Raw genomic sequence first — 26,017 nt, forward strand, 5'->3', positions numbered from 1 at the left:
CGAGTGGGTAAAAATTGTTAAAAAGTGTTTAAGGTCCATACAGGGCAAGGGTCAAGGCAAAGTCATTCTGTGGTTGAAGCCTTTGAAGTATTAGAGGTTCCTGCAAAATCCAGTTCGTCATTCCCGAATGGTTTTATCGGGCCCGCCTGCCGGCAGGCAGGAATCCAGGATTCAAAAAATCAACATCTTCTGGATTCCCGCTTTCGCGGGAATGACGGGAAGGGCCTGGATTTCCGCTTTCCCCTGCCTGCAAGTGCCCGCCGGACAGACGGGTAATGACGAAATTTACCCACTCGATTACACGAAGACCCAAATTTTTAAAAGGATCGATTAAAATGCCTAAAAATGTTGACCTTTTCATAAACGGAAAATGGGTTCAAACCTCATCTCATGCTGATGTGAGAAACCCTTTTAGTGGCAAGGTCATTGCAAAAGTTGCACAAGCGGGTTTGAAAGAAATAGAAGAGGCAGTCACCTCCTCGGTGACTGCCTTCGAGAAAAACCGATCCGCTCCGGCATACGAAAGGGCGGAAATATTAGAAAAAATAGCGTTTGGAATAAATCAACGTAGAGAAGAAATCGCCAAAACCATCGTATTAGAAGCGGGAAAACCTTTGCAGTTTTCTCTGGGAGAAGTGGATCGGGCCGTCTCCACGTTTACCATCGCCGCAGAGGAATCAAAGCGGATGAATGGAGAGCTTATTCCCGCTGATCGCACCCCCGTTGGGCATGGGTATACCTTGCTCACCCGCCGTTTTCCCATTGGACCCATTACAGCCATTTCCCCTTTTAATTTCCCTTTAAATCTGGTGGCTCATAAGGTGGCTCCCGCTTTGGCGGTTGGAAATTCCATTGTCCTCAAACCCCCTCCCCAGGCCCCGTTGACATCCCTTCTCCTGGCTGAAATTGCAGAAAAAGCAGGGACACCCCCTGGAATGCTGAACGTCACCCCCTGTGATGTTCCGGAAGCTGAGACATTGGCCACCCATGCCCAGATGAAGATGCTCAGTTTTACGGGAAGCGCAAAAGTGGGGTGGTACCTCAAGGGAAAAGCGGGAAAGAAAAAAGTGGCCCTTGAATTAGGAGGAAACGCTGCGGCCATTGTTCATAAGGATGCAGATCTTGAATGGACAACCAAACGCCTTGTTTCGGGGTCTTTTGCCTACGCAGGCCAAGTCTGCATATCGGTTCAGCGGATTTACGTTCAGGAAACCATTTATGATGCGTTTATCAAAAAATTCCTTGGAGAGGTGAAAGAGGTAAAAACCGGTGATCCCATGGACCCTCACACCGTTGTGGGTCCACTCATTGATTCGGGAGCTGCGGACCGTGTAGAACAATGGATTCAGGAAGCCAAACAAGGGGGAGCAAAAATCCTCGCAGGGGGAGGGAGAAAAGGAAATGTCATTGAACCCACCGTGATCACCGATGCAACCCAATCCTTAAAGGTCAGCTGTCAAGAAGTCTTTGGTCCTGTAGTTGTGGTAGCCCCTTACAAAAATATGGAAGACGCCTTCCACCTTGTGAATGACTCCTCCTTTGGTCTTCAGGCCGGCCTGTTTACCAAAAATATTAACCACATCTTTAAAGCCTATGAATCTCTTGAGGTAGGAGGGGTTATGATCAATGAATACCCCATGTTCCGTGTGGATCACATGCCCTATGGAGGGATCAAAGATTCAGGGTGTGGCCGGGAGGGGGTCAAATATGCCATGGAAGAAATGACTGAAATAAAGCTGTTAGCGATAAAAGGTTAACCGCCCTTCCCTTCAGCTTGAGTGTAAAACAAAAAGCAATCGTGAAAAGAACCTGTTTCTCCTACACTTTTTTTCTTTAACTCTTCCGGTTTCCCCTCCACCTTAAAGGTCCCTCCAACTAAAATGGCAACCCGCTGGCAAATTCTTTCCACAAACTCCATATTATGAGAGGAAAGGATCACTGTTCCCCCGCCTAGAACATGAGCCTTCAAACGATCCGATAAACGCTCCATACTTTCCACATCCAACCCATTTAAGGGCTCATCCAGAAGAACCACTGGGGGATGGCCCAACAAGGCCGCTACCAATCCCACTTTTTTTCTCATTCCCAGGGATAAATCACGAATCAGAACATGTTGCTTCTCCTTCATTTTAAAAAAGGTAAGATCCTGTTCAATTTGATGGAGATCTTTCACACCTTTTACCCCGCCAATGAATTCCAAAATTTCACGAGGGGTCAACCGGGAATATAAACGAAGGTCCTCCGGAAGATATCCCAACGACCGCTTGGCCTCAATGGGGTCCTTCAGGATATTATAGCCATTCACCTGAACCATTCCCTGATCGGGGGGTAAAATTCCCGTGATCATTTTGAGCAAAGTGGACTTTCCCGCCCCATTATTTCCCAGAATTCCGAAAACCTCCCCCTTTACAGACAAGGAAAGATTTTGGATGACCAAATTGTCACCATAGGATTTTCGAACACCTTCAACAACAACCGACATGGTTAAGATTCCTCGTAAATGCGCCTCAAGCGGGAAAGCCCTAAATCCTTGACATAACCAATAACCACAGGCATCAAAAAAATAAAAGCCCAATGAACGGCCAATAAAGCGGTAGCCAAAACGGACACAACTCCCGTGATGATCTTATGCAAAACAGGTCTTTGCTCACCCTCAAATAAAAACCCGGCAACAATTACCGATATACAGACCGATAAAACACTTAACCGGAACAACAGGTATCCCAAACCAAAACCATGAGGATCGATTCCCCCTAATGGGTAATATGCCCCTAAAGCAACCATGATCCCAATGATTAAAAAGGGAACCGGAAAGGAAATTAGGACTCCAAAAACAATTTTTCCGAAATAAAAGTCAATGGGTCGAACCGGATGAACCGCATCCATCCATAAATAGGGAAATGTGGAACGAAAAAGAGGAACGGTAATCGATGCAAGTGTAAAAGAGGAAAGTGCACAAACCCAATAAGAAAGATAGGGTGCAGTCCAACCGGTTACAAGAAGAGAGGCAAAAGCCAGGAGCAAACCCACAACCACCAGGGGATACAAAAGGAAAGAAGAAGACAACCTTCGAAAGGTTAAGATAAAGTCCCTTACTATATAGGGCCGGATGCTCTGAGGGATCCATTGGAGGGCATATCCAAGGAAAAGAAAGAAGCGTTTCCGTTCCGTGAGCAAAAATTTCTCAGTTTTTTGGAGATTCACCGCTTTGATGTTGGAAAAAAGAAAATAAGAAAAAAACCAGGTTAAAATCAAAAACCCCGCGCTCACCAAGAGGGTTAAATAGGGAAAACCATCCTGCTCTTTAATGAACTGCCCCAAAAACCATCCTAGCCCACCAAAAGGAAACAGAATCAAAACCATGCGCGGGAATGTCAGCCACCCAAAACGAACCATGAGATGGGTTAATAAAAGCTGACCAAACGAAAACCCGAGGCTCAGGATTGGCAAAAAACCCAAGAAAAGAGCCCAATTGTTTTCTCCCTTCCCAAAAAGAAAGGTTGTAAGGAGAAGATAAAGGAAGGCCAGGGGGATATTTTTTACTCCCAATTCGAAAATCAGGGAATGAAACCGAAACCCTTTAGAAATAGGAAGTGATAAAAAGAAGAGATCGGAATTTTGAACGGGAAAGGAATGGATCATCACCCAGCGCAGAAAATAAAAGGTGCTAAGAGGGAAAAGCAACCCGGAGAAGATTCTCCAAAAAGAAAGAAAATCTTGGGAGGAAAAAAAAGTTGTGAGAATGGAAAGATCCTCTAGGGTCCTGCGCATAAGGACAAAAAATATGATATAAACGATAGGGGCAAAAAGGAGATAAACCAGAATATTCTCCTGAAAATTCCGATATCCCTCTAAAATACGGATTCGGAAAATGTGTCCAAACTGCGTTTTTATCAAAGGTCATTCCCCCGGAAAATCAAACAGTGTCCAAAAAGAAAAATTTTTATTCACACCATAAACTGGTCAAAAATCTGAAAAAATTAAATTTAGAAATAAGAAAAAAAACGGGAGGAAATGAAAGGAGGGAGACTTGCCCAAAGTTAGAAACAGAAAATAGTGGGGAGGGGCTCCAATGAGCCCCTCCGGTTTTTTTTATTTTTCTTCCTTAAAAGCTTCTTTCAATAGGGGTTCTAATTCTCCCTTTTTTGCCATGGGTTCCAAAACATCTGTATCACCGTAAAACGTTCCGTTGATAAACACCTTGGGAAGGGTCGGCCAATTGGTCATTTTGGAGAGGGCATTTCTTTTCTCTATATTTTCCAAAACATCAACGACTTCAAAAGGATATCCAAACCGATTAAAAAACTCGATGGTTTCAACCGTAAAACCACATCTTGGAGCCTCCTTGGTTCCCTTTCCATAAATGATAATTTTATTTTTTTTAATCTCTTCTTTGATTGCTTCTTCGTTTGATTCCCCCATTGAAATTCTCTCCTTCTTTTTATTCCCCACTGCGGGTTTGGGTTTTTATTTCAACCGCATGAACGCGCCCATCCTGCATAGGCTCCTTCAATGCACCGTAAACGAGTCGATGACAATCCAACATATTCTTTCCTTTGAAAACATCGGATACTACCTGAATCAAAAAATGATCCATCACACCTGTTTTATCAGCAATATAAACGTTTGCATCCGGAATGGCCTTTTTAATATAGGCGGCTAATGAGTCTTCGGTAATCATTCAACTTTATCCTGAAAGGGGGATTCCACAAACTCATCCAATGAGAGCAAACCCACTCTTAAACGGGATTTCATATCCTCTTCAACCTCTGGATGCGCAATGAGCATTGCCAGAGCTTCCCGAATGGTCTCCTTCGAAAAAGGGAGGAGCGCTAGATCATATTGCTTTCTGAATAAAGAAAGGGGATCTGGGCTATTTAGAACTTCATCCTTAAATTTTTCTCGGTCCCGGTTTTTCCACTCCGTTTCCTTTTTCTTTTCCAACTTCTCGATTAGGTCCCCAAAAGCATTGGCCACCGTGACCGCTTCTTCTAATGTTAGATATAACATATCACACCTAAGAACAGGGAATCACAAAAGTCTTTGTCCCATAACCCTCTTTGATTCCTGAGGAGACGGTTATCCCAAGGAAAAAAATTGAGCACAACACGGGTAAGAAACCCTTAGCCTAAGGCATTGAGGGCTGAGCCGGCCTCAAACCATTTAATTTGCTGATCGGTGAGACTATGGTTTGTGGCTATTTTCACTTCTTTTCCAACGGCTTTATGAAGAACAATCTCAACGGGTTTTCCCGGAGCGAGGTTGGACAACCCGATCACACTGACACGATCATTCTGCTCAAATTGTTCATAGTCCTTAGGATCCGCAAAAGTGAGAGGAAGAACCCCCTGTTTTTTGAGATTGGTCTCATGAATCCTGGCAAAGCTTTTTGTGACCACAACCTTTACCCCAAGGAAACGGGGGGACATGGCCGCATGTTCCCTGCTGCTTCCTTCACCATAATTCTCATCTCCAATCACCACAGAACCCAATCCTTCCGCTTTGTAGTGACGAGCCACTTCCGAAGGAGTCAGTCCCGATTTTCCGGATAGCACATCGGCGGTTTTTCCCGTTTCACCGGAAAATGCGTCCGTATATCCCAAAAACATATTGTCGCTAATTTTATCAAGATGGCCTCTAAATTTTAACCAAGGACCCGCCGGAGAAATATGATCCGTTGTGCATTTTCCCTTGGCCTTGACGAGAATGAGAAGATCGGAGAAATCCCTTCCGTCCCATTTTGGAAAAGGTTTTAAAATCTGTAGTCTTTGACTGTCGGCTGGAATATCGATTTCTACCTGTTCACCCTCTCCTGCAGGTGGCTCAAAACCCCCTTCCGCCTTTGCAAAACCATTCTTCGGTAACTCATCAGCCACGGGAGGCTTAAATTTAATTTCTTTTCCATCCGCGGTTTTTAAGGATCCGGAGACGGGATCAAAGGTGATTTCTCCTGCAAAAGCCAGAGCGGTTACGATTTCAGGGCTGGTTAAAAAAGAAAGGGTGGCCTTACTTCCATCATTTCGTCCCGGAAAATTCCGGTTAAAGGAACTCACGATGGAGTTGGCTTCCTCCTTCCCAACATCATCCCGCTTCCACTGACCAATGCAAGGGCCGCAGGCATTGGCCAACACCGTTCCCCCCATTTTCTCAAAGGTATCCATAAACCCATCCCGTTTCATCGTATGGTAAATCCGCTCCGAACCCGGTGTAATTAGAAAACGGGTCTTTGCTTTTAAACCGGCTTTTAATCCCTGCTCCGCAATATAGGCCGCCCTACCGATATCCTCATAGGAGGAGTTGGTACAGCTCCCAATTAAGGCGGACTTCAATACGGGGGGATACCCTTTTTCCTTAACCTCCTGGGCAAATTTTGAAATGGGCCGGGCCAGGTCGGGTGTATGGGGCCCCACCACATGGGGTTCCAATTGAGAGAGGTCAATTTCAATGACCTCATCATAAAACTTCTCCGGTTTCAGGGCAACCTCCGGATCTGCAACGAGGTGCTCTTTATTGGCTTCAGCCAGTTTGGCAACATCCTCGCGTTCCGTGGCCCTGAGGTAAGTGGCCATACGTTGATCAAAGGGAAAAAGAGAAGTGGTTGCCCCGAGTTCAGCACCCATATTGGTTATGGTCCCTTTCCCAGTACAACTGATCGATTCCGCACCTGGACCAAAATATTCCACGATTTTATTGGTTCCCCCTTTGGTGGTTAAAAGACCGCATAAATACAAAATAACGTCCTTTGGAGCAGTCCATCCCTTTAAAGCCCCTGTCAGTTTTACCCCGATCAATTTGGGGTGAAGTACCTCCCAGGGGAGGCCTGCCATGACTTCGCCTGCATCCGCTCCACCAACCCCAATGGCCAGCATCCCCAAACCTCCCATATTTGGGGTATGGGAATCCGTCCCGATCATGAGGCCACCGGGAAACCCATAATTCTCTAAAACCACCTGGTGAATAATACCCGCACCGGGTTTCCAAAAACCGATTCCATATTTCTTTGAGGCTGACCGGAGAAAATTATAGACCTCTTTATTCTCATTGATTGCCCGCTCCACATCCTCTTTGGCGCCGGTCTGGGCTCGAATCAGATGGTCACAATGGATGGTGCTTGGAACGGCCACACGCTTTTTACCCGCCTGCATAAATTGTAATAAAGCCATTTGTCCTGTGGCATCCTGCATGGCCACCCGGTCCGGCCTCAAGGCCAATTGGGCCTTTCCCCGGTCCCATATCTGAGTATCAAAATTGTCCGCATGAGAAACCAAAATTTTCTCAGCCAAGGTTAGGGGTTTTCCGAATTTCTTCCTGGCTTTAGCCAATTTATCAGGCATTGAAGCGTACAAGTTTTTGATGGGGTCCATTTTGTTTTTTCTCCCTTACGTAGTTGAAAATATTGGAATTTTTACAAAAAAACCGATCAAAAATGAACTTTCATTCTAGAGGAGGATCTCCGCTGGTGTCAATCAAAAAAGGACCAAAAACGAGGCAGTCTCATACTTTTTATATAAGATCGCCAACCGGAGACTTGCAAACTAGAAACAGCTTTGGGTGAACCGAGGGGGGGCTGCAATGACTAAGAAAAACACGGATTTGCATGGAAATTTTTCATTAAATTGTCGAATTCAGCCCACCCGCTACGAGGCTCGGAAATCGAAACAGATAGTACATCTGAGCGGCTTTCACCAACACCCCAAAATATTATATTTTAGAACCCTCAGAAAGTTTGATCATTTCGTTATTAGGTTCAATAAAAAAAGTGTTATCTCTTTTCCAATAAATTCAGCCCATTATTGGCCATTGAGTGACCTCTAAAATGGTTTCCGGTTCCGTTTGATTCCACCTCTCCCCGTTGAAACCTACACAGAACCGAACAGGTTTTTCGTTCCAATTAATATTAATCACATCACCCGTTTCACCCTCTAACCGGATTTCTCCGTCTATTTCGTGCAACTTTTTCTTTCTGACTGAGAATGATTTCACCTTCACTATTGAATAGTTCGTCCTTGACGTTTTGAAGTTTCAATAAACCGAGCTATATGTTTCCTTTCTATAAATTATTCCCATCCAAATCCTATTCGGAGGTAATGGCCACCCCCAAGATTCAAAAGTGAATAGAACCTGAAATCTTCTTATTTGAAGTAAAACCAATTATTCTATATACTTTCACAAAGGTATTTAAATTTTGGAAGGGGAAAAATTGAACTTAGAAGAAAAATTAATTGGGAAAAAAATCGTTTACCAAGGAAAATATTTACGAACCGAGGAGCATCATGTCAAACTCCCCGATGGAAAAGAGACCAAAAGGGAAGTGGTGGTCACACCTGACGCGGTGGGGATTCTGGCCTTTTCTTCTTCCGAGCAACTTTACATGGTGCGACAATTTCGTGTGGCCATTCAAAAGATCACACTTGAAATTCCTGCCGGGATTCTTGAGCCCGGGGAGGACCCCATAAAAACCGCGGAACGTGAATGCGAAGAAGAAATCGGAATGACCCCCAAAAAACTAGATCCTTTATTTTCTTTTTATCATTCGGTGGGGTTTTCAACAGGAAAAATTAAGGTTTATCTGGCCGACGATCTAACCCCCTGCCATCATTCAAAACCGGATTCCCATGAATTCCTGGAGGTAGCCACCCTTCCCTTTGAAGAAGTTTTCCAAAAAGTATTTAGGGGAGAAATTGTGGACAGCAAAACCCTGATCGCCCTTCTGTGGTATAACCAGATCAAACAAAATGAGGGAAAATAAATTAATGAAAAAGGAAATGAAATATAGATTTGGAACCGCTTGGGTCTTTCTTCTGTTGAGCATTTTTGTTTTGCAATCGATCGCTTCGGCTGAACCCCTCAAATTGAATATTCGAGAGGGAAAACCAGCTCCTAATTTTACCCTTTCCGATCAAAAAGGTGAGAAAATCAGTCTTTCAAATTATAAAGGGAAATCCTGGGTTGTCCTTTATTTCTATCCAAAGGATGATACCCCAGGATGTACAACGGAGGCCTGCGATTTCAGGGATAACCTCATTCAAATTCAGCATTTGGATACAACCGTATTGGGAATTAGTGTAGATTCAGTGAAATCCCACAAAAAATTTGCTGATAAATTTAACCTCAATTTCCCAATTCTCAGCGATTCAGAATTTAAAGTGACCCGACAATACGGGGTTCTGACCCAATTTATGGGAGCCCGGTTGGCCACCAGAAGTACCTTCATTATTGACCCTGACGGAATTATTCGAAAAATTTTTCCAAAAGTGGATCCCAAGGATCACGCAAGAGAAATTCTGGTTGAATTGAAAAAATTGAAGGGATAAAAAAAAGAACCAAAGCCGATCGATAAGCCGAGTTCTGTACCCTGAAGGGACTGCCCTGACAGGGTGATGATCATTTCTCTAGGGCCACAGTCTCCTGTAGCCTCAAGCGACCTACCCGAGGACCTTGGACGGACCGCCCTTAACAAGGGAACGTTTGTTCTCTTGTTCGTCCTCCTATTTGGTCTTGCTCCAAGTGGGGTTTGCAAAGCCAACGGGTCACCCCGCTGCTGGTAAGCTCTTACCTCACCATTTCACCCTTACAGGTTTGCTTCCCCGCACCCATAGCCTCAGGCTCAAAGCAATCAGCTAAGTGCGAGAATACTAGCTCACCTGCGGTATCTTTTCTGTTGCACTTTCCTTCCCGTCACCGGGACTGGGAGTTACCCAGCACTTTGTCCTGTGGAGCTCGGACTTTCCTCTCGTTCCAGTTGGAACCAGCGATCATCTGATCGGCTTTGGTACACGGGAGAATTCATGATCAATGGCTTCATTGGCCAAGGCATCGGCAGCCCGATTCATCTCCCGAGGAATGGAATAAAACTGAATAAACTGAAAGTGGTTCATTAAGATCCTTGCCCGTTGATACAAAAGAAAAAGATTGGGGTTTCTAACCTGGTATTCCCCCTTCATTTGTTTAATGACCAATTCGGAATCCGAGAAAACTTCCAAATGCCGGGGGTTTAGTTTCTTTACGGCTTCCAGCCCATCAATAAGCGCAGTATATTCGGCAACATTATTGGTGGCCTTTCCCAAAAACCGGCGAATCTTTTGGATGGGATGCTCATTTTCGTCCTGAATTAAAACCCCAATTCCCGCCGGACCGGGATTGCCACGGGAAGCCCCATCGGTATACATTCGAATTTTGTTGACGGTGGATCCCTCCTTTTTGAAAGTTTTTTTTCTCACCGAAATGGAGTGCCTATATGGATTTCAATTATGGTAACAAAACTACTATATCCCGAGTTTAAATAATTCTGATATCCATTGGATTTGTCTTATTTTTCATCTTTCCAATACAATATGCGGTTGCAATTCAAACAACTTAAAACCTTTTCCTGCTTTTTTAGCTCCGCCACCATTTGGGGTAGAATATGAATATTACAACCGGCACAGGTTCCGCTTCGAATAGGGACAACGGCAATGTTTTTCCTTAAAGACTTTATTTTTAAATATTCCTTTTTGAGGTCACCCGGTATTTGATCCAAAAAAGCGACCCGCTCTTTCTCTAATCTCTCCAGCTCTTTTTCCGCCTGCAATACTTCCTCTTCAAGCCGTTTTTTCTCTGTTTCAAAATGTTTCTTTTCCTGCAAAAGTTTTTTTTCCTTCTCCCCGAGCTCTTGTTTAATTCCCTCTTGTTGTTCCATCAAAACCAACAGCATATCCTCATCCTTACTCTTCTCCTGTTTCGCGGTTTCAATTTCAGAGAGAAGGGTTTGGTATTCTTTATTGGTCTTAATTTCACTCGTTCTGCCCTTTAATTTATTTAATCTTCCCTCTTGTCCTTCAAGGTGGATCTCCTTATCTTTTCTCTTTTTTCCAGTCTCCTCATATAAATGACGAACTTTTTCCGCCTCCTGTGAGGCAATTTCATAGGACGCCTTGGCCTTTTCGATCATCATGGGGAGTTGGGTTATCTTTTCATTGAATGTGTGAAGGGAGGAATCGATTTCTTGTAATTCAATTAACGAGCGAAGTGTTTCAAGCACGCGCAACTCCGTAAAAGCATGAACGTTTGCCCCGCAACCTATATTCAATTGCATTTGAAACGCTGGATGGACCGGTGGGCCCACCTGGGCTCGAACCAGGGACTAACCGGTTATGAGCCGGTGGCTCTACCAACTGAGCTATGGGCCCCTCTCTCTTAGGAAAAAAAATTCTCTGTAACGTTATAGATTCTCTACAAAGCTTTTCAGCTTTTTGCTCCGGCTAGGATGACGAAGTTTCCGTAAGGCTTTAGACTCAATCTGCCGAATTCGCTCCCGAGTCACCTCAAAATCCTGCCCCACTTCTTCCAATGTGTGATCCGTGCTTTCTCCAATCCCAAAACGTTTTCTCAACACTTTTTCTTCTCTCGGAGTCAACGTTTGAAGAACGTTATTAATCTGCTTTTGGAGATCATAGCGGATCGCGGAATCCAAGGGAGATATCATCTTCTTATCCTCAATAAAATCACCCAGGTGACTATCCTCTTCTTCACCAATTGGCGTTTCCAAGGAGATCGGCTCCTTGGCAATTTTGAGAATCTTACGAACCTTATCCAACGGCAGTTTCATCTCTTCAGCAATTTCTTCGGGGTTTGGTTCTCTCCCAAGTTCCTGAACCAGAAATCGGGATGTCCGAATCAGCTTATTAATGGTCTCAATCATATGCACCGGAATGCGAATGGTCCGTGCCTGGTCGGCAATGGCCCGGGTAATGGCTTGACGAATCCACCAGGTCGCATAGGTACTGAATTTATAACCTCTCCGATACTCAAATTTATCTACTGCCTTCATTAACCCAATATTTCCCTCTTGGATCAAATCCAAAAATTGAAGTCCCCGGTTATTGTATTTCTTTGCGATACTCACCACTAGCCGAAGATTGGCTTCAACCAATTCACTCTTAGCAATCTTCGCTTTCAGTTCCCCTTGCTCAAGGGATCGGATGCCTTCTTTTAATTCCTCCCCTGAAATCTGGGCTTCGGTTTCAATTAAACGGGCCTCTTTCTTTGCCCCTTTATAAATTCGTTCAACTTCCACCAGTTTCTCCTCAGAAAGCCCGGTTTTCCGCCTAACCACCGCCAAATCTCTTTTTCCCTTTCGGAAACGTCGTAATAGCACCTTTAACTCATCTTCCGAAACACCAGTCCGCCTTTTGCAGAGTGAGATTTCCCGTTCTGATTTCACTACCCGGCCAACCATTTCCCGCAATCGCTGAGTAACCTCTTCAACAAAACGGGGTTGCATATTAATGGCTTCGATCTTCTCACCAATTTTAGCCCGCATTTCTTTGACTTCATATTTCAGGTTTTTCTTCCGGGCAGAATCCTTGGGGGTCCGATTCCATTTCGCGGATAAAACCCGATATTGCCCAAAAAGCCTTTTGACCTCGTTGATCAAGGGAAGGGTTTTAGAAACCATTTCTTCTTCATCGGGCTCAACCACTTCCTGCTCAAAATCTTCATCCGAAGAGAAGACAAATTCCTTAATGGCCGCCTTTCCTTTTTTCACTTTATGGCCGATAGAAATAATTTCCTGAATCGTCATCGGCATCCCAAAAATAACAGAAGAGACCTCGTTACGTCCGTCTTCTATCCGTTTAGCAATCTCAATTTCTCCTTCACGACTCAACAACGGAACGCTGCCCATTTCCCTGAGGTAAAGTCGAACGGGATCATCGGTCCGACTGATTAACCCCGGGGTAAAATCAATCTCTTTTTCTTTATCTTCATCTACCAGCTCAGGTTCAAACTCCTCAAGCTCCTCCCTTTCCTCCACTTCTTCATCGGATTCTGCCATCATGCGTTGGTACCGGCTTTCATCTGCGGAATCCACCACTTCAATATCCATTTCACCAAACATCATCATGATATTATCGATTTGCTCAGAAGAAACCATTTCAGCCGGGAGGGCATTGTTGAGTTCCTCATAGGTAAGAAAACCTTTCTCCTTACCCATTGAGATCAATTGTTTAACTTCTGCTAACTTTTCCTCTTTTGACATGAACCCTCCTTACATATACATAGTCAGACTACCCCGGCTTGCCTTGTATAGGGCGTTCCTGAATGAGATGATTGCTTTAAAAAAATAAAATTCTTTTGGAGATTTCGAACGGCATCCAAATCCCCTTCTTTTTCCGCAGATTCAATCGCTTTTTCGGTGTTTTCTAACTGTTTCTGAATCCACCGCCGACGAATGGAGGTAAGACAATCCTCGGCTGTTTTTTGGATATCGTCATATTCAAGGGGTCGGACCATCAACTGTGAAAACAACTTCCCCTCTTCCTCCTCTTTTCCCGAAAAATGCCTCACCACCTGATCAATATCTACGCAACCTGATTGATCCTGAATGTCTAAAACAACCTTTATTATTTTTTTCAACCCAGTGTCACTAAACCCCTCGAGAATGCCACGTATTCTTTTTGCCTCCACCTCCCCATGCAGTAGAAGATGGCAAATCATTTCTTCATCTTTTTGAAAAGTAGGCGCCTTGGGCATATAAGGCGTTTGTTTTCTTTTCCCTGTTTTGGGATAGGATTCAAAAAATTCTACAATCAAATCCTGCTCCGAAACTTCCAGGAATTCTGCAATTTTTTTGATGTAATGGCTCCGTTCGATTTGGCTCGTTAGCTTGGTTATATATGGGAAGAGCTGCCGACTCTTTTGAATTTTCTCTTCAATCCTAAGACCCTTCCTTTTTCCGATAATTCCTTGTATTAAAAATTCCATTAATGGGATACCCTGGTCTAAACGTTTTTCAAAAGCTTCCTTTCCCACCCTCCGCAGGAAACTATCTGGATCTTCACCTTCCGGCAAAGAGACAACACGAACCCTCCAATCACTACCCAGGAAGAGCTCACCCCCACGCATAGCCGCTTTTTGCCCTGCCAGATCGGAATCAAAAACCAAAATGACTTCTTTTGAAAACCGACCCATTTGCTGTAACTGCTGGGAAGTTAGGGCCGTCCCCATAGATCCAACCATATTGTTTACCCCAAATTGATGGCCCGTAATAACATCCACATACCCCTCTACTACTATAAAGGGGTTACGCCCAACCGACCCCTTAGCCCGCCCAAACCCGTAAAGGTGTTTCCCTTTCTGAAAAAGGACTGTTTCTGGACTATTCAAATACTTCGGCGTAGAATCATCAAGAACCCTTCCCCCAAACCCTACCACTCGGTTTTGAGAATCGAAAATGGGAAAGATAACTCGGCCCCTAAAACGGTCATAGAACCCGTGCTGGCCAGATAAAACTAAACCCGCAAGTTCCAACTCAGCCCTTTTAAACCCCTTCCTTTCTAAATATATCATCAAATCAGACCATTGGGGGAGAGAAAACCCAAGGGAAAAATTAACCCACATTTCTTCATTAATCCCTCTAGATTTTAAATAGTTACGCGCTTTTTCGGCTCCCGGGTTTTTTAACAGAAGACCGTGATAATAATCACAAGCCAGATCATGGATCTTTCGAATTTTTTTCTTCTCCTCCCCTTCCTCCACGGTTTTTTCATTTTTTCCTTTAAGAGGGATGGAAATTCCCAACCGGTCCCCAAGGATTTGAACCGCATTAAAAAAAGAAACAGACTCCATTTTCATTAAAAACTTAAAAATATCCCCGCCTTCTCCGCAACCAAAACAATGAAACATCTGTTTTACAGGACTTACTATAAATGAGGGGGTCTTCTCCTGATGAAAAGGACACAACCCTTTATAATTCTGACCCGCTTTCGTCAAAGATAAATACCCAGATATTACTTCAAGGATATCTGCCCCTTGCCTTACCTGCTCGAGAACCGAATCGGATATAAATCCTTCTTTTCTCAATGTTTCCCCTTAACCTAACAATTCCTTTACCAACTTACTGACCTCGGCCCCTTCTGCTCTGCCTACCACTTTAGGCATAACCGCCTTCATTGCCATCCCAAAATCGCTGCTACTATTGGCACCGAGATCCTTCAGGGTTTCACCAATTAATTTCCGAAGATCTTCTTCCGTTAAAGGCGCTGGAAGGTAAGATTTTAGAATTTCAATTTCGTTCTTTTCTTTTTCTTCTAAATCCCTTCGGCCACCCTTTATATACAGTTCAATTGCATCCTGCCGTTGCTTAATCCCAGTTGAAATTAATTCCATAACTTCTTTGTCTGGAAGGGTCTGGTTCTTACCCCTTTCAATTTCTTTGTTTCTAATAGAAGACCTAAGCATTCGAATCACTGAAACCTTTAATGACTCTCCGGCTTTCATTCCTTTCTTAAGATCAACCATTAAACGCTCTTGAAGGTCCAATTCATCCACCCTTTTTTCAGATTTTCATCCTCCACTCGAAAAAATTAACTTCCACACTGGGCTTTTTTTAAAAAACAATTCCAAAATTAACCAAATCCTTCCAGGCCGCTTTAAAAAACCCAAATTGGGAATTTGAAGCACTTTCCCCCCCAACAAGGTAAGAGCTTGAGTTTAACATACCTATAAATTCGCTGTCAAGACAACATTTTCCCTTTTTTTCCGATAGGTTGCAGTTGCGTAAAAGGCCCCAAAATTAGGGTTTTAAAAAACCAAAATTTGGTCAATTTATATTAAGTATTAAAACGGACATAAATTTCCGGGTTATCCCCAAGAGAAGAGGCTTTTATACATATGTTTTTTATTGACAATTTGGCGTAACCTTGTTATCCTCATTCCTCTTAGGGAAATGGTGGAAATCATCCTTTGGGGGAAGAATTCTAATTATGAAACAAGTCATTTTAAAAGAAGAAATTGAAAATTTAGGGAAATCTGGGGATCTGGTAAATGTTGCAGAGGGCTATGCACGAAATTTCCTCCTCCCTAGATTCAAGGCTGTTGAAGCAACCCCAAAAAACCTGAAACGGATGGAACATGAAAAACGGCTTATTCAAGATCAACTCAAAAAGGACCTTAAAGGCGCCCATGAGCAGGCAGCTGCCATTAGCGCCATTTCCATCACCATTCCTGTGCAGGTCGGGGAAGAAGGAAAGCTCTTCGGTTCTGTTTCCACCAAAGACCTCGTGGAGGAACTTTCTAAACAAGGAATAAATATTGACAAACGGCAAATTCAGTTGGAAAAACCGCTAAAGGAACTTGGGCAAACCGCAATTTCCGTAAAAGTTCATCAGGAAATAACCGCAACATTGAATGTGACCCTAATTAAGGCTTAGCCCCGCTTTTGTAAAAATCCAGGCTGTATTATTTTAGATTATCTGTTTTCCAATGGGATGTTTGGCTTAGCAAAACAGAGAAACTTTAAATATTCTTATCAGCATCCCTCAAATTAGGAAAGGGTAATTTTATTTATGAAGTTAACCGGTGCACAAATTTTTATTGAGTGTTTAAGAAAAGAGGGAGTGAAGGTCATTTTTGGCCTTCCAGGTGGAGTGAATCTCCCTGAATTTGACGCTCTTTATGATGAAAAAGAAATTGAAATGGTTTTGGCCCGCCATGAAGCCGGCGCCACCCATATGGCCGAGGGTTATGCCCGGGCAACCGGGAAACCCGGCATCGTATTAGTGACTTCCGGACCGGGTGCAACCAATGTAATTACCGCCCTTGCCAATGCCAATATTGATTCAACCCCCTTGGTGGTCTTTACAGGCCAGGTCTCCACCAACCTCATTGGAAACGATGCTTTTCAGGAAGCGGACGTCATGGGAATCAGCCGGCCATGCACCAAACACAATTTTTTGGTAAAAGATGTCAATGATTTGGCCCAAACCATTAAAGAGGCATTCTATATTGCCACTACGGGCCGGCCGGGTCCGGTTTTAGTCGATCTCCCTAAAAATGTGGTAATGGATCAAACTGATTTTAAATACCCTGACAAAGTGTTTTTGAGAAGCTACAATCCGGTCTACCAGGGAAATAAATGGCAGATCAAACAGGCCGTTGAGGCTATTAGTAAGGCAAAACGTCCCATTATCTATGCCGGGGGAGGCATTATCGCCTCCAATGCCTCTGAAGAATTAAAAGAGCTGGTTGACCTTACCCAAATCCCAGTCACCATGACTCTGATGGGATTGGGGTGTTTTTCAGGCATTCACCCCCTTTCTCTCGGAATGTTAGGAATGCATGGCACATATTGGGCAAATATGGCCATACACAACGCAGATCTTGTTTTTGCCATTGGGCCTCGGTTTGATGACCGTGTCACGGGAAAGGTGTCGGAGTTTATCCCCTACGCAAAAGTGATTCATATTGATATTGACCCGACTTCCATTCGTAAAAATGTAAACGTGGATATTCCGATTGTGGGGGATGTTAAAACAGTTCTGAAAGATTTAAATAAACTACTCAGAGCCCGGGGAAACGGGGATTTTAAAGAAATTCGAAAACCCTGGCTTAACCAAATCGAAGACTGGAGAAAAGAACACCCGTTGGCCTACAAACAAACCTCTGATGTCATTAAACCCCAATTTGTTATCGATAAAATTTATGAGATTACCCGGGGAAATGCTATTATCGTAACCGAAGTTGGACAACACCAGATGTGGGCGGCCCAATTTTTCAAATGTCTTCATCCCCGTTCATTTATTACTTCGGGCGGATTAGGCACAATGGGTTTTGGTTTCCCCGCAGCCCTCGGTGCGCAAAAAGCCTTTCCGGATAAATTGGTTATTGATATTGCGGGCGATGGAAGCATACAAATGAATATTCAGGAGATGGCAACCGCAACCCAAAATAAACTGCCTGTTAAAGTTGCAATCATTAACAACCATTACCACGGTATGGTCCGGCAATGGCAACAACTTTTTTATAAAGGCCGCTATTCTTCCAGTTATTTAGGGGATTTACCGGATTATGTTAAATTGGCGGAGGCCTATGGCGCCGTGGGACTACGGGCTACTAAACCGGAGGAAGTAATAAAGGTTATCGAAGAAGGCATAAACATTAATAAACCTGTTCTGATGGATTTCCATGTGGATTCCACCGAAAACTGTTACCCCATGGTTCCAGCGGGAGCCGCCATTAATGAAATGGTCTTTGAAGATCCATCTCCTCAAGAAAAGGAACAGGAAAAAATTCCCGCCAGTGGAAACAAACAAGACTCAATCTTAACGTCTTAGGCCCTCTTTCATTAAAACCCGTAAGGAAAAACCATGGAGCATATTGTTTCAATTTTAGTGGAAAATAAATTTGGCGTTCTCTCCCGAGTGGCAGGTCTGTTTAGCGGACGAGGATTTAACATCGAGAGCATTTCCGTCGGAGAGACAATGGACCCAGCCGTCTCCCTAATGACCATTGTCACAAAAGGAGATGATCGAATTGTGGAGCAAATTATCAAGCAGCTCAACAAATTAATCGACGTTATAAAGGTAATTGATTTGTCCGAAGCGGATTATGTGGAAAGGGAAACCGCATTAATCAAAATCAATGCAAGAGCGGAGGACCGAGCCGAAGCCCTTCGGATCACCGATATTTTTCGAGCACGTATTGTTGATTCCTCCCCAACCACCTACACCATCGAGTTGACCGGAGATTCACAAAAACTTCAGGCCATCATCAACCTTTTGCGTCCTTTAGGGATCAAAGAGTTAGTCCGAACGGGGAGAATTGCCATTGCCCGTGAAGAGATCAGGACCTCCTCCAGCAAAGAAGCAGACCGCAGGCTTCGCGCCTAAATTAAACCAAGAAAAAGGAAAGAAAAGGATATGAATATCTATTATGACAAGGATGCGGATTTAAACCACCTCAAAGGAAAAAAAATTGGAATTATCGGGTATGGCAGTCAAGGCCACGCCCATGCCAACAACCTAAAAGATAGTGGGCTAGATATCGTGGTTGGACTTCGAGAAGGAAAATCATGGGAGAAAGCAGAAAAATCCGGACTTAAGGTGATGACCACCTCAGATGCTGCCAAGAGTTGTGGCATTCTCATGATTTTGGTCCCAGATGAACTTCAAGGAGACCTGTACCAAAAAGAAATTGCTCCCTATTTAAAAAAAGGGTCATACCTAGCTTTCGCACACGGATTCAACATTCATTTTGGCCAAATTGTTCCACGAAAAGATTTAAATGTTTTCATGGTTGCACCCAAAGGCCCAGGCCATTTAGTTCGCTCCGAATATTCAAAAGGAAGCGGGGTTCCCATGCTGGTAGCGATACACCAAGACCCCTCCAAGAATGCAAAACAAATGGCTTTAGCCTATGCCAGGGCCATTGGAGGGGGAAGGGCGGGGATCATCGAAACCAATTTCAGGGAAGAAACAGAAACAGACCTCTTCGGGGAACAGTCTGTTCTTTGCGGTGGTCTCACTGCGCTTATTACAACTGGATATGAAACCCTGGTAGAAGCCGGATACTCCCCTGAAATGGCTTATTTTGAATGCCTCCACGAAGTAAAGCTCATTGTAGATCTGATTTATGAGGGGGGAATATCCAATATGAGATATTCCATCAGCAATACCGCTCAATACGGTGATTTAACCCGGGGCCCCCGGGTGATCAATGAACAAGTCCGGCAAGAAATGAAACGGATTTTATCCGAAATTCAGAGTGGCCAGTTTGCGAAAGAATGGATTCTTGAAAACCGAGCTAACCGACCGGTTTTCAATGCTCTTACCAAAAAGACCGAAGGACATTCCATCGAAATTATCGGGGCAAAGCTCCGAGGAATGATGCCTTGGTTAAAGAAGGAGCAATTGGTTGACAAAGATAAAAACTAGTGGCCACCGTTGAATGAGAAAGCCCCCAATTTGGAGCCGAAATGATCTTCCCGTAGCCAAAGAAGGCCTTCCATTTATTGCCGTTTTCCTATTGTTACTGGCGATCGGGGTTTCACTTCAATGGAAAATTTTTTCCCTGATTACGGGTATTGCTCTTTTTTACCAATTTATTTTTTTCCGAAATCCTCGAAGAATCGTTCCACAAGGGGAGGGGTTATTTGTCTCCCCTGCTGATGGCCGGATTGTGGCCATTCAACCCTTGTATGAGGACCGGTTTTTAAAAGAAAAGGCGGTGAAAATTAGTATTTTCATGAATGTGTTCAATGTCCATGTAAACCGCATTCCCTGTCATGCAACCGTCCAGGGGGTTTTCTATAACCCTGGGAAATTTCTCAACGCAGCAAAGGAGAAGGCCTCTTTAGAAAACGAACAAAATGCCCTCGTTTTAGAAACTCCAAAGGGACAAAAAGTTTTATTGATCCAAATTGCCGGGCTGATTGCGCGAAGGATTGTCTGCTGGGCTCAGAAAGGGGATCGGATGGCCCAAGGGGAACGGTTTGGGGTTATTCGATTTGGTTCACGAGTTGACCTTTTTCTGCCGATAGAAGTGGTTGTGCGAGTAAATTTGGGTGAAAAGGTCAAAGGGGGCGCCACCATTTTAGGAGCCATACATGGGAGTTCGTGAATACAAGAAAAAAGGTGTTTACCTCATTCCCAATTTCTTTACCACCGGGAACCTCTTTAGTGGTTTTTATGCCATTATTGCAGTATTCAATGGAGATTTTCACTCTGCATCTATTGCCATTCTCGTGGCAACGGTATTTGATGCATTGGATGGAATGGCCGCTCGATTCACCAAGGCCACTAGTCGTTTTGGGGTGGAATATGACTCTCTTGCCGATCTGGTTTCCTTTGGTGTGGCCCCGGGTCTTTTAATTTATTCCTGGGCATTAAGTTCCTATGGCCGAATTGGGTGGGTGGCTGCATTTTTATTTGTCGTTTGTGGAGCATTGCGATTAGCCCGCTTTAACGTACAGGTTTCCACTTTAGAGAGTAAAAAATTCCTAGGGTTACCCATCCCCTCAGCCGCTTGTATGATTGCAACATTGGTCATTTTGGATCACTATATCCTCAGCATGGGAAAGGAAATTCGGCCCCTGGTGATTTTAGTGATGACCTATGGGCTTGCTTTTTTAATGGTCAGCTCCATCCCTTACCGGAGCTTAAAAGGGTTCAACCTTCGCGACAGGAAACCCTTTCATGTTCTTGTGGCCATGGTCCTGCTCTTGATCATCGTCGTTGCAGAACCCCAAGTATTGCTTTTCTTTCTGTTTGGGCTTTATACTTTATCTGGGATCATTGAAAAACCGTTAATCGCACTTTATCAGCGAGTCCATCGCCGAGGAAAGCGGAAGCCCAAGGAACAAGAAGGAAAAAACCAAAAAACCGCTTTTGAGGATCTGTAAGACCAGGAAATTTTACTGAAATAAGGGGCGTTTCAGTATTTTGTTTTGGAGGAACCGTGAGATCAATTAAGATTTTTGATACCACATTGAGGGATGGGGAGCAATGCCCTGGGGCCAGCATGAACCGGGAAGAAAAACTTACGGTTGCACGACAACTAGCCCGCCTCAACGTAGATATTATTGAGGGGGGGTTCCCATATGCCTCAGAGGATGACTTTGAAGCGGTAAAAAGTATTGCAAAAGAGGTTAAGGGTCCAGTCATTGCTGGATTGGCCAGGGCAAAACCCGATGACATTGATCGCGCATGGGAAGCCCTTAAATACGCGGAAAAGCCCCGAATCCACACCTTTATCGCCACCTCCGATATTCACATTCAGAGAAAACTTAAGATGGATCAGGAATCAGTCCTGGCAGCCGCCGTTTCCGCGGTTAAAAATGCCAAGAGGTATACCGATGATGTGGAATTCTCCGCGGAGGATGCGGTTCGGAGCCCAGTGGACTATCTATGCCGGGTTATCGAGGCAACCATTAAAGCCGGGGCCACCACCATTAACATCCCAGACACGGTAGGTTATGCCATTCCCGAGGAGTTTGGATATTTAATTGAACAAATCATTAACCGCGTTCCCAATATCGATCAAGCAGTAATCAGTGTCCATTGCCATAACGATTTAGGCCTTGCGGTTTCCAATTCCTTAGCGGCGGTTTCAAAAGGAGCAGGGCAAGTGGAATGTACCATTAACGGAATCGGAGAACGGGCCGGAAATGCCTCCCTGGAAGAAGTGGTGATGTCTCTCCGGACCCGCCGAAAATTCTTTGATGCTGAAACTCAAATTGTCACGGAAGAAATTTATAAAACCAGCCGATTGGTAAGTGGTATTAGCGGAATTGTAGTCCAACCCAATAAAGCAGTGGTTGGTTCAAACGCTTTTGCCCATGAATCGGGCATCCACCAAGATGGACTTCTAAAAGATAAACGGACCTATGAAATCATGACCCCTGAGTCAATTGGTCTCTCTAAACATAAACTGGTATTGGGAAAACATTCTGGACGTCACGCTTTTCGTGAAAGGCTTATAGAATTAGGGCATGACCTTTCTGATAAAGATTTAAACGCCGCGTTTGACCGTTTTAAAAGACTGGCGGATCAGAAAAAAGAAGTGTTCGATGAAGATCTGGAAGTGATTGTTGCCGAAGAGGTCTTCCGAATTCCGGAAACCTATATTCTAAAATTCATCCATGTGGAAAGCGGAACCAAAGCAACCCCAACTGCAACCGTTGAATTGGAAATCAATCACGAAACCATCCGCAGTAAAGGAACAGGGGATGGACCAGTAGACGCCGTCTACCGAATCATTGCTTCTATTACGCAAACCCAGAGCCACCTCCTCTCCTACATTGTGGCAGGAATTACCGGTGGAACGGACGCCATGGGGGAAGTGACCTGCCGTTTGGAAGAGGGTGGTAAAACCGTTGTTGGACAAGGAGCTGATACGGATATCATCCTAGCCTCCGCAAAAGCTTACCTCAATGCCCTTAACAAATTGGCTTACTGGAAAAAAAGGCCAAAAGAAAAGGGCAACCTTTCAAAAATATAACGAAAATGACAGGAACCGTTAAAATAGGTTTTTAGGATTTCAATTCGTTTAAGTTCCAATAGCCCCTTTTCTGTGAACAACAATTTCCTTGACCACGGTAAAGGGAGACAGATATAAAAGGCCTACCACCAATTTCCCGATGTCCTCCGCGGGTATCATTTCCTCTTGGGGAACAGAGCCCCCTCTGACCATCGGCGTTGCCACATACCCCGGACAGATAACCGTGGCCTTGATGTGATCTTCAATCCCTTCCTCCAATAAGCTTTCCGTGAACCCCACCATACCAAATTTTGACGCGCTATATGCCGCAGCACCGCCAAATCCCATTTTTCCCGCAAGAGAACTAATATTGATGATATATCCCGAGCGCTGAAGTCTCATCAATGGCAATACGGCTTTTGTGCAAAGAAAAGATCCTTTTAAATTAATATCTAAAACCTGATCCCAATCCTCTTCTGTGGCATCCGCAATGGTTTTCAGTCTTCCAATACCGGCACTGTTAACCAACAAATCGACCCGGTTAAATTCTTTTTTGACTTTTTTAAATAAATCTTCTACTTGATTTTTTTGAGAAACATCAACGGAAAAAGAAGAAACCAGACCCCCTTTTTGTTTCAACTGTTCCTCTGCTTTTTTCAGCTTTCGAGCATCCCTGGCGGCAATCAAAACCCCCATACCTTCTTTTATCAGGGAAGAGGCAATGGCGAAACCAATTCCACTACTTCCTCCGGTAATCACCCCGACTTGACCCTTCAGATGAGACATCCTTCCACCCCCCACTACTATATAAAAAATAATGAGGTTATGGTATAGAAATTTTTTTTGTGCCGCAAGTCCCAATTTCAGGGATTTTTGACAAGCAAAAGGCACTCTGGTTATCCATTAAAGTTCTCTGATTCCTTTTCCGATAAACACTACTGAAACAGTTTCTTCTGCTTAGAGAAATAAGGAAGTGCAAATTGAACCCTATTGCAAGCTCCCTTTTTGCCAATCTTGATCTGAGTCACCTAACCTCCTTCGAGCATGAGCCTCTCAACGGGGGCAATTCCCACGTTTCTCTCTCCCACCAAAAAAATGTAGACCTATCCATTGTGACTGACGAAGGAGACAGGGTGACGCTTTCATCAGCAAGCTCTTTGAACCTGAACTATGCAAGCTACAATCAATTGGGAGAGTTGTCCCAAGAAACCGGGTTCGCTCAAAACCTTGATTTAAACCTGGAGCGAACGAAGGAATTTTCAATTTCCGTTAAGGGCGATTTAAATCGGGAAGAGCTTAAGGACATCCAAAACATTCTAAAAAAAATTGATAAGCTGGCCCGAAATTTCTTTAGGGAAATGTTGAGAAGGCTTTGGCCATTGCTCTGCGCATCGGTCAATCTGATTTAGGGACTATTGAAAGTCTTGAAACAAACATTGAGCTCAGAGCAGCCCTATCCGTTGTCTAAGGGGCTAACTCGAATTCGATGGAAACCCCAGTTCCCCCCTCTTCGAGAAATCAATCCCATGGAGAACAGATCACCCTATACAGCATAAAAGATTTGGTGCAATCTATCATAGGAGCAATTTCGCAATCAAAAACCGAAACTTTTGAAACAGCCGATGGCATTGGGAAACACATTAAGGATCTTTTAAACGAGGTCAGGGAATCTTTCGGCCACGAACACCCCAAAGAGAAATTGGCTGGAATATTGAAAAACGTATTTCATGAAAAAATTGGAAATCTGAAATCCAGGGAAGATCATGAAAAACAGAAATTTGAAGATGATCATATTCATCCCGAAGACAACACCACTTCAACTTAATCTTATACCCTCCTTTTTTGAACGAATAATTTTACTTGCTTTACCCTCAAACATCCCTTGACTTTCCCCATCAGTAAATTTAGGCTGTTTAATCCTTTTTGCTTAATCACGTTACACTTTTTTGTTTTTTAACTGGGATAGGGAAAACGGATGAAAAATTCTTTTACTTTTTTCAAAATTTTTTTAATGGTTGGGTGGTTGTATTGGATTCCGATCATGGGAACCGCCAAAACGTTTGATGCGGAAGAAACCGTTAATATTTCAGTTTATGAAAAAACCCACAACAGCGTGGTGAATATAACAACAGTCGTCGTTGATTATGATTTATTTTTCACCCCGTACGCAACCGAATCTAACGGTTCGGGGGTGGTCTTAGACAAAAAAGGCCATATTCTAACCAACCACCATGTCATCGCGGATGCCACTCAACTGGTGGTCACGTTATGGGATTCCAGTAAATGGGAGGGCACCCTAATCGGGAAGGACGAATCGACCGATTTGGGTATAATCCGAATTCAGGCTCCTCCCGATCGGCTTCGCCCCATTGACCTTGGAAATTCATCGGACATCAAGGTAGGACAAAAAGTTTTAGCCATCGGAAACCCGTTTGGTTTGGAGCAAACCCTCACGACCGGAATTATCAGTTCAATCCGTCGGTTTCTAAAAATAAACGATGTGGAGATGGAGAATGTCATTCAAACGGATGCAGCCATTAACCCTGGAAATTCCGGGGGCCCCCTTTTGGATTCTGAAGGAAAAATGATCGGGATCAACACCGCCATTTTTACCCCCTCAGGTGGAAACGTAGGCGTCGGGTTTTCCGTACCTGTGGATACCGTCAAATGGGTGGTTCAGGATCTGATGCGTCTGGGGTATGTGGCGTATGCCTGGCTTGGAATTGAAATGCAAACCCTTACCCCCGAGTATTCACAAGCGTTAAAATTTCCTGTGAAACAAGGAGTCCTGGTGGGACGAATGGTTCGCGGTGGCCCTGCTGATCAAGCGGGCATCAAAGGAGGGTCTTTTAGGGTCGTTGTGGGAAATACACGGTTAATCATCGGAGGAGACATTATTATTGCCGCAGATGGTCAATCAATGATTTCTAGAGATGATTTGGTTCGGTTCCTCAAAGGGAAAAAACCTGGGGATCGAATTCCATTAACCATTGTCCGAGATAACAAAAAACGGACCATCCAACTGACTCTTGGTGAAAAACCACGGCAATAATTTTGAACGAGCCTTACCCATTGATGAACTTCTTCTAACTCCAGATATTTTTCCTTACCCTCTTATGGATTTAGGATCTTCGTGTAATCGAGTGGGTAAAAATTGTTAAAAAGTGTTTAAGGTCCATACAGGGCAAGGGTCAAGTCAAAGTCATTCTGTGGTTGAAGCCTTTGAAGTATTAGAGGTTCCTGCAAAATCCAGTTCGTCATTCCCGAATGGTTTTATCGGGCC

The 26,017-nt window shown here is 44.0% G+C and carries 26 protein-coding genes, 1 tRNA gene, 1 other RNA gene and 1 pseudogene; 14 read left to right on the forward strand and 15 right to left on the reverse strand.

All coding sequences use genetic code 11. The features are described 5' to 3' along the window. Nucleotides 1–24: 24 nt before the first annotated feature. Nucleotides 25–276 carry a hypothetical protein gene (locus tag VGB26_08220; protein HEX9757773.1) on the forward strand — a complete coding sequence of 84 codons (252 nt, stop codon included), beginning with the start codon at nt 25–27 and terminating at the stop codon, nt 274–276. Between the two features lie 59 nt (nt 277–335). Next, nucleotides 336–1,757 carry an aldehyde dehydrogenase family protein gene (locus tag VGB26_08225; protein HEX9757774.1) on the forward strand — a complete coding sequence of 474 codons (1,422 nt, stop codon included), beginning with the start codon at nt 336–338 and terminating at the stop codon, nt 1,755–1,757. Here the strand turns inward: VGB26_08225 and VGB26_08230 are convergent. From VGB26_08230 to VGB26_08260, 7 genes are all read right to left on the reverse strand, one after another. Then, nucleotides 1,754–2,482, reverse strand: a complete 729-nt coding sequence (locus VGB26_08230) for an ABC transporter ATP-binding protein (GenBank protein HEX9757775.1) — start codon at nt 2,480–2,482, stop codon at nt 1,754–1,756. The genes VGB26_08225 and VGB26_08230 overlap by 4 nt on opposite strands. Before the next feature lie 2 nt (nt 2,483–2,484). Further along, nucleotides 2,485–3,897: a hypothetical protein gene (locus VGB26_08235; GenBank protein ID HEX9757776.1), complete on the reverse strand. Its 1,413-nt coding sequence runs from the start codon at nt 3,895–3,897 to the stop codon at nt 2,485–2,487. Nucleotides 3,898–4,092: 195 nt separating this feature from the next. Then, nucleotides 4,093–4,422, reverse strand: coding sequence for a glutaredoxin domain-containing protein (locus VGB26_08240; protein ID HEX9757777.1), 330 nt, complete (start codon nt 4,420–4,422; stop codon nt 4,093–4,095). A gap of 19 nt (nt 4,423–4,441) precedes the next feature. Further along, a complete protein-coding gene (locus VGB26_08245) occupies nt 4,442–4,681 on the reverse strand; it encodes a BolA family protein (protein HEX9757778.1) in 240 nt (79 codons plus the stop codon). Further along, the gene (locus VGB26_08250; GenBank protein HEX9757779.1) at nt 4,678–5,010 is read right to left on the reverse strand and encodes a hypothetical protein; all 333 of its coding nucleotides are present in this window, start codon (nt 5,008–5,010) and stop codon (nt 4,678–4,680) included. Before VGB26_08250 ends, VGB26_08245 begins: the two co-directional genes overlap by 4 nt. Before the next feature lie 113 nt (nt 5,011–5,123). Continuing rightward, on the reverse strand, nt 5,124–7,364 hold the full coding sequence (locus VGB26_08255; GenBank protein ID HEX9757780.1) for an aconitate hydratase: 2,241 nt from the start codon (nt 7,362–7,364) through the stop codon (nt 5,124–5,126). Nucleotides 7,365–7,782: 418 nt separating this feature from the next. Continuing rightward, nucleotides 7,783–7,953, reverse strand: a complete 171-nt coding sequence (locus tag VGB26_08260) for a hypothetical protein (GenBank protein ID HEX9757781.1) — start codon at nt 7,951–7,953, stop codon at nt 7,783–7,785. A 247-nt stretch (nt 7,954–8,200) separates the two neighbouring features. Here VGB26_08260 and VGB26_08265 point away from each other — a divergent pair, with 247 nt between their 5' ends. Together VGB26_08265 and VGB26_08270 are read left to right on the forward strand one after the other, a co-directional pair. Continuing rightward, nucleotides 8,201–8,749 (forward strand): NUDIX hydrolase, encoded by a 549-nt coding sequence (locus VGB26_08265; protein ID HEX9757782.1) that lies wholly within the window; start codon nt 8,201–8,203, stop codon nt 8,747–8,749. Nucleotides 8,750–8,765: 16 nt separating this feature from the next. Continuing rightward, nucleotides 8,766–9,314 (forward strand): peroxiredoxin, encoded by a 549-nt coding sequence (locus VGB26_08270; GenBank protein ID HEX9757783.1) that lies wholly within the window; start codon nt 8,766–8,768, stop codon nt 9,312–9,314. A gap of 7 nt (nt 9,315–9,321) precedes the next feature. Here VGB26_08270 and rnpB read toward each other — a convergent pair. The 7 genes and pseudogenes from rnpB to VGB26_08305 form a co-directional block, all read right to left on the reverse strand. Continuing rightward, an RNA gene (gene rnpB, locus VGB26_08275) (RNase P RNA component class A) lies at nt 9,322–9,771 on the reverse strand. Between the two features lie 38 nt (nt 9,772–9,809). Next, nucleotides 9,810–10,169 (reverse strand): annotated as a pseudogene (locus VGB26_08280) (ribonuclease HI family protein). Nucleotides 10,170–10,309: 140 nt separating this feature from the next. After that, complete coding sequence (locus VGB26_08285) at nt 10,310–11,074, reverse strand: C4-type zinc ribbon domain-containing protein (protein ID HEX9757784.1); 765 nt, start codon at nt 11,072–11,074, stop codon at nt 10,310–10,312. Nucleotides 11,075–11,095: 21 nt separating this feature from the next. Continuing rightward, nucleotides 11,096–11,168: transfer RNA gene (locus tag VGB26_08290), tRNA-Ile, on the reverse strand. Between the two features lie 32 nt (nt 11,169–11,200). Next, entirely contained in the window at nt 11,201–13,018 is a 1,818-nt protein-coding gene (gene rpoD / locus VGB26_08295; GenBank protein HEX9757785.1) for an RNA polymerase sigma factor RpoD, read from the reverse strand. 23 nt (nt 13,019–13,041) lie between these two features. Continuing rightward, nucleotides 13,042–14,841 carry a DNA primase gene (gene dnaG, locus VGB26_08300; protein ID HEX9757786.1) on the reverse strand — a complete coding sequence of 600 codons (1,800 nt, stop codon included), beginning with the start codon at nt 14,839–14,841 and terminating at the stop codon, nt 13,042–13,044. 9 nt (nt 14,842–14,850) lie between these two features. Beyond that, nucleotides 14,851–15,309, reverse strand: coding sequence for a GatB/YqeY domain-containing protein (locus VGB26_08305; protein HEX9757787.1), 459 nt, complete (start codon nt 15,307–15,309; stop codon nt 14,851–14,853). A gap of 434 nt (nt 15,310–15,743) precedes the next feature. Between VGB26_08305 and rplI the strand changes: the two genes are divergently transcribed. The 7 genes from rplI to VGB26_08340 all read left to right on the forward strand — a co-directional run bounded on the left by rplI (nt 15,744) and on the right by VGB26_08340 (nt 22,755). Further along, nucleotides 15,744–16,190: a 50S ribosomal protein L9 gene (rplI, locus tag VGB26_08310; protein HEX9757788.1), complete on the forward strand. Its 447-nt coding sequence runs from the start codon at nt 15,744–15,746 to the stop codon at nt 16,188–16,190. Between the two features lie 135 nt (nt 16,191–16,325). After that, nucleotides 16,326–18,092 (forward strand): biosynthetic-type acetolactate synthase large subunit, encoded by a 1,767-nt coding sequence (ilvB, locus tag VGB26_08315; protein HEX9757789.1) that lies wholly within the window; start codon nt 16,326–16,328, stop codon nt 18,090–18,092. Between the two features lie 33 nt (nt 18,093–18,125). After that, nucleotides 18,126–18,647 (forward strand): acetolactate synthase small subunit, encoded by a 522-nt coding sequence (gene ilvN, locus VGB26_08320; protein HEX9757790.1) that lies wholly within the window; start codon nt 18,126–18,128, stop codon nt 18,645–18,647. A 30-nt stretch (nt 18,648–18,677) separates the two neighbouring features. Further along, nucleotides 18,678–19,691: a ketol-acid reductoisomerase gene (gene ilvC, locus VGB26_08325; protein HEX9757791.1), complete on the forward strand. Its 1,014-nt coding sequence runs from the start codon at nt 18,678–18,680 to the stop codon at nt 19,689–19,691. A gap of 13 nt (nt 19,692–19,704) precedes the next feature. Next, on the forward strand, nt 19,705–20,376 hold the full coding sequence (locus tag VGB26_08330) for a phosphatidylserine decarboxylase family protein (GenBank protein HEX9757792.1): 672 nt from the start codon (nt 19,705–19,707) through the stop codon (nt 20,374–20,376). After that, complete coding sequence (gene pssA, locus VGB26_08335; GenBank protein HEX9757793.1) at nt 20,363–21,157, forward strand: CDP-diacylglycerol--serine O-phosphatidyltransferase; 795 nt, start codon at nt 20,363–20,365, stop codon at nt 21,155–21,157. Before VGB26_08330 ends, pssA begins: the two co-directional genes overlap by 14 nt. A 56-nt stretch (nt 21,158–21,213) precedes the next feature. After that, nucleotides 21,214–22,755 carry a 2-isopropylmalate synthase gene (locus VGB26_08340; GenBank protein HEX9757794.1) on the forward strand — a complete coding sequence of 514 codons (1,542 nt, stop codon included), beginning with the start codon at nt 21,214–21,216 and terminating at the stop codon, nt 22,753–22,755. Nucleotides 22,756–22,803: 48 nt separating this feature from the next. Here the strand turns inward: VGB26_08340 and VGB26_08345 are convergent, their stop codons facing one another. Further along, nucleotides 22,804–23,520: an SDR family NAD(P)-dependent oxidoreductase gene (locus tag VGB26_08345; protein HEX9757795.1), complete on the reverse strand. Its 717-nt coding sequence runs from the start codon at nt 23,518–23,520 to the stop codon at nt 22,804–22,806. A 194-nt stretch (nt 23,521–23,714) separates the two neighbouring features. Here VGB26_08345 and VGB26_08350 point away from each other — a divergent pair, with 194 nt between their 5' ends. The 3 genes from VGB26_08350 to VGB26_08360 all read left to right on the forward strand — a co-directional run bounded on the left by VGB26_08350 (nt 23,715) and on the right by VGB26_08360 (nt 25,786). Next, nucleotides 23,715–24,143: a hypothetical protein gene (locus VGB26_08350; protein ID HEX9757796.1), complete on the forward strand. Its 429-nt coding sequence runs from the start codon at nt 23,715–23,717 to the stop codon at nt 24,141–24,143. A 77-nt stretch (nt 24,144–24,220) separates the two neighbouring features. Next, the gene (locus tag VGB26_08355; GenBank protein ID HEX9757797.1) at nt 24,221–24,559 is read left to right on the forward strand and encodes a hypothetical protein; all 339 of its coding nucleotides are present in this window, start codon (nt 24,221–24,223) and stop codon (nt 24,557–24,559) included. Between the two features lie 150 nt (nt 24,560–24,709). Further along, nucleotides 24,710–25,786 carry a trypsin-like peptidase domain-containing protein gene (locus tag VGB26_08360; GenBank protein HEX9757798.1) on the forward strand — a complete coding sequence of 359 codons (1,077 nt, stop codon included), beginning with the start codon at nt 24,710–24,712 and terminating at the stop codon, nt 25,784–25,786. Nucleotides 25,787–26,017: the final 231 nt, after the last annotated feature.

The sequence above is a fragment of the Nitrospiria bacterium genome (genome assembly GCA_036397255.1).
In the GTDB taxonomy this organism is placed as follows: Bacteria; Nitrospirota; Nitrospiria; order DASWJH01; family DASWJH01; genus DASWJH01.

What these genes read in the sequence shown, in the direction of transcription:
- VGB26_08225 (HEX9757774.1), top strand. Translation starts at nt 336, where the DNA reads ATGCCTAAAAATGTTGACCTTTTCATAAACGGAAAATGGGTTCAAACC.
- VGB26_08230 (HEX9757775.1), bottom strand. Translation starts at nt 2,482, where the DNA reads ATGTCGGTTGTTGTTGAAGGTGTTCGAAAATCCTATGGTGACAATTTG.
- VGB26_08240 (HEX9757777.1), bottom strand. Translation starts at nt 4,422, where the DNA reads ATGGGGGAATCAAACGAAGAAGCAATCAAAGAAGAGATTAAAAAAAAT.
- VGB26_08245 (HEX9757778.1), bottom strand. Translation starts at nt 4,681, where the DNA reads ATGATTACCGAAGACTCATTAGCCGCCTATATTAAAAAGGCCATTCCG.
- VGB26_08250 (HEX9757779.1), bottom strand. Translation starts at nt 5,010, where the DNA reads ATGTTATATCTAACATTAGAAGAAGCGGTCACGGTGGCCAATGCTTTT.
- VGB26_08255 (HEX9757780.1), bottom strand. Translation starts at nt 7,364, where the DNA reads ATGGACCCCATCAAAAACTTGTACGCTTCAATGCCTGATAAATTGGCT.
- VGB26_08270 (HEX9757783.1), top strand. Translation starts at nt 8,766, where the DNA reads ATGAAATATAGATTTGGAACCGCTTGGGTCTTTCTTCTGTTGAGCATT.
- VGB26_08285 (HEX9757784.1), bottom strand. Translation starts at nt 11,074, where the DNA reads ATGCAATTGAATATAGGTTGCGGGGCAAACGTTCATGCTTTTACGGAG.
- rpoD (HEX9757785.1), bottom strand. Translation starts at nt 13,018, where the DNA reads ATGTCAAAAGAGGAAAAGTTAGCAGAAGTTAAACAATTGATCTCAATG.
- rplI (HEX9757788.1), top strand. Translation starts at nt 15,744, where the DNA reads ATGAAACAAGTCATTTTAAAAGAAGAAATTGAAAATTTAGGGAAATCT.
- ilvB (HEX9757789.1), top strand. Translation starts at nt 16,326, where the DNA reads ATGAAGTTAACCGGTGCACAAATTTTTATTGAGTGTTTAAGAAAAGAG.
- ilvN (HEX9757790.1), top strand. Translation starts at nt 18,126, where the DNA reads ATGGAGCATATTGTTTCAATTTTAGTGGAAAATAAATTTGGCGTTCTC.
- ilvC (HEX9757791.1), top strand. Translation starts at nt 18,678, where the DNA reads ATGAATATCTATTATGACAAGGATGCGGATTTAAACCACCTCAAAGGA.
- VGB26_08330 (HEX9757792.1), top strand. Translation starts at nt 19,705, where the DNA reads ATGAGAAAGCCCCCAATTTGGAGCCGAAATGATCTTCCCGTAGCCAAA.
- pssA (HEX9757793.1), top strand. Translation starts at nt 20,363, where the DNA reads ATGGGAGTTCGTGAATACAAGAAAAAAGGTGTTTACCTCATTCCCAAT.
- VGB26_08345 (HEX9757795.1), bottom strand. Translation starts at nt 23,520, where the DNA reads ATGTCTCATCTGAAGGGTCAAGTCGGGGTGATTACCGGAGGAAGTAGT.
- VGB26_08355 (HEX9757797.1), top strand. Translation starts at nt 24,221, where the DNA reads ATGGAAACCCCAGTTCCCCCCTCTTCGAGAAATCAATCCCATGGAGAA.
- VGB26_08360 (HEX9757798.1), top strand. Translation starts at nt 24,710, where the DNA reads ATGAAAAATTCTTTTACTTTTTTCAAAATTTTTTTAATGGTTGGGTGG.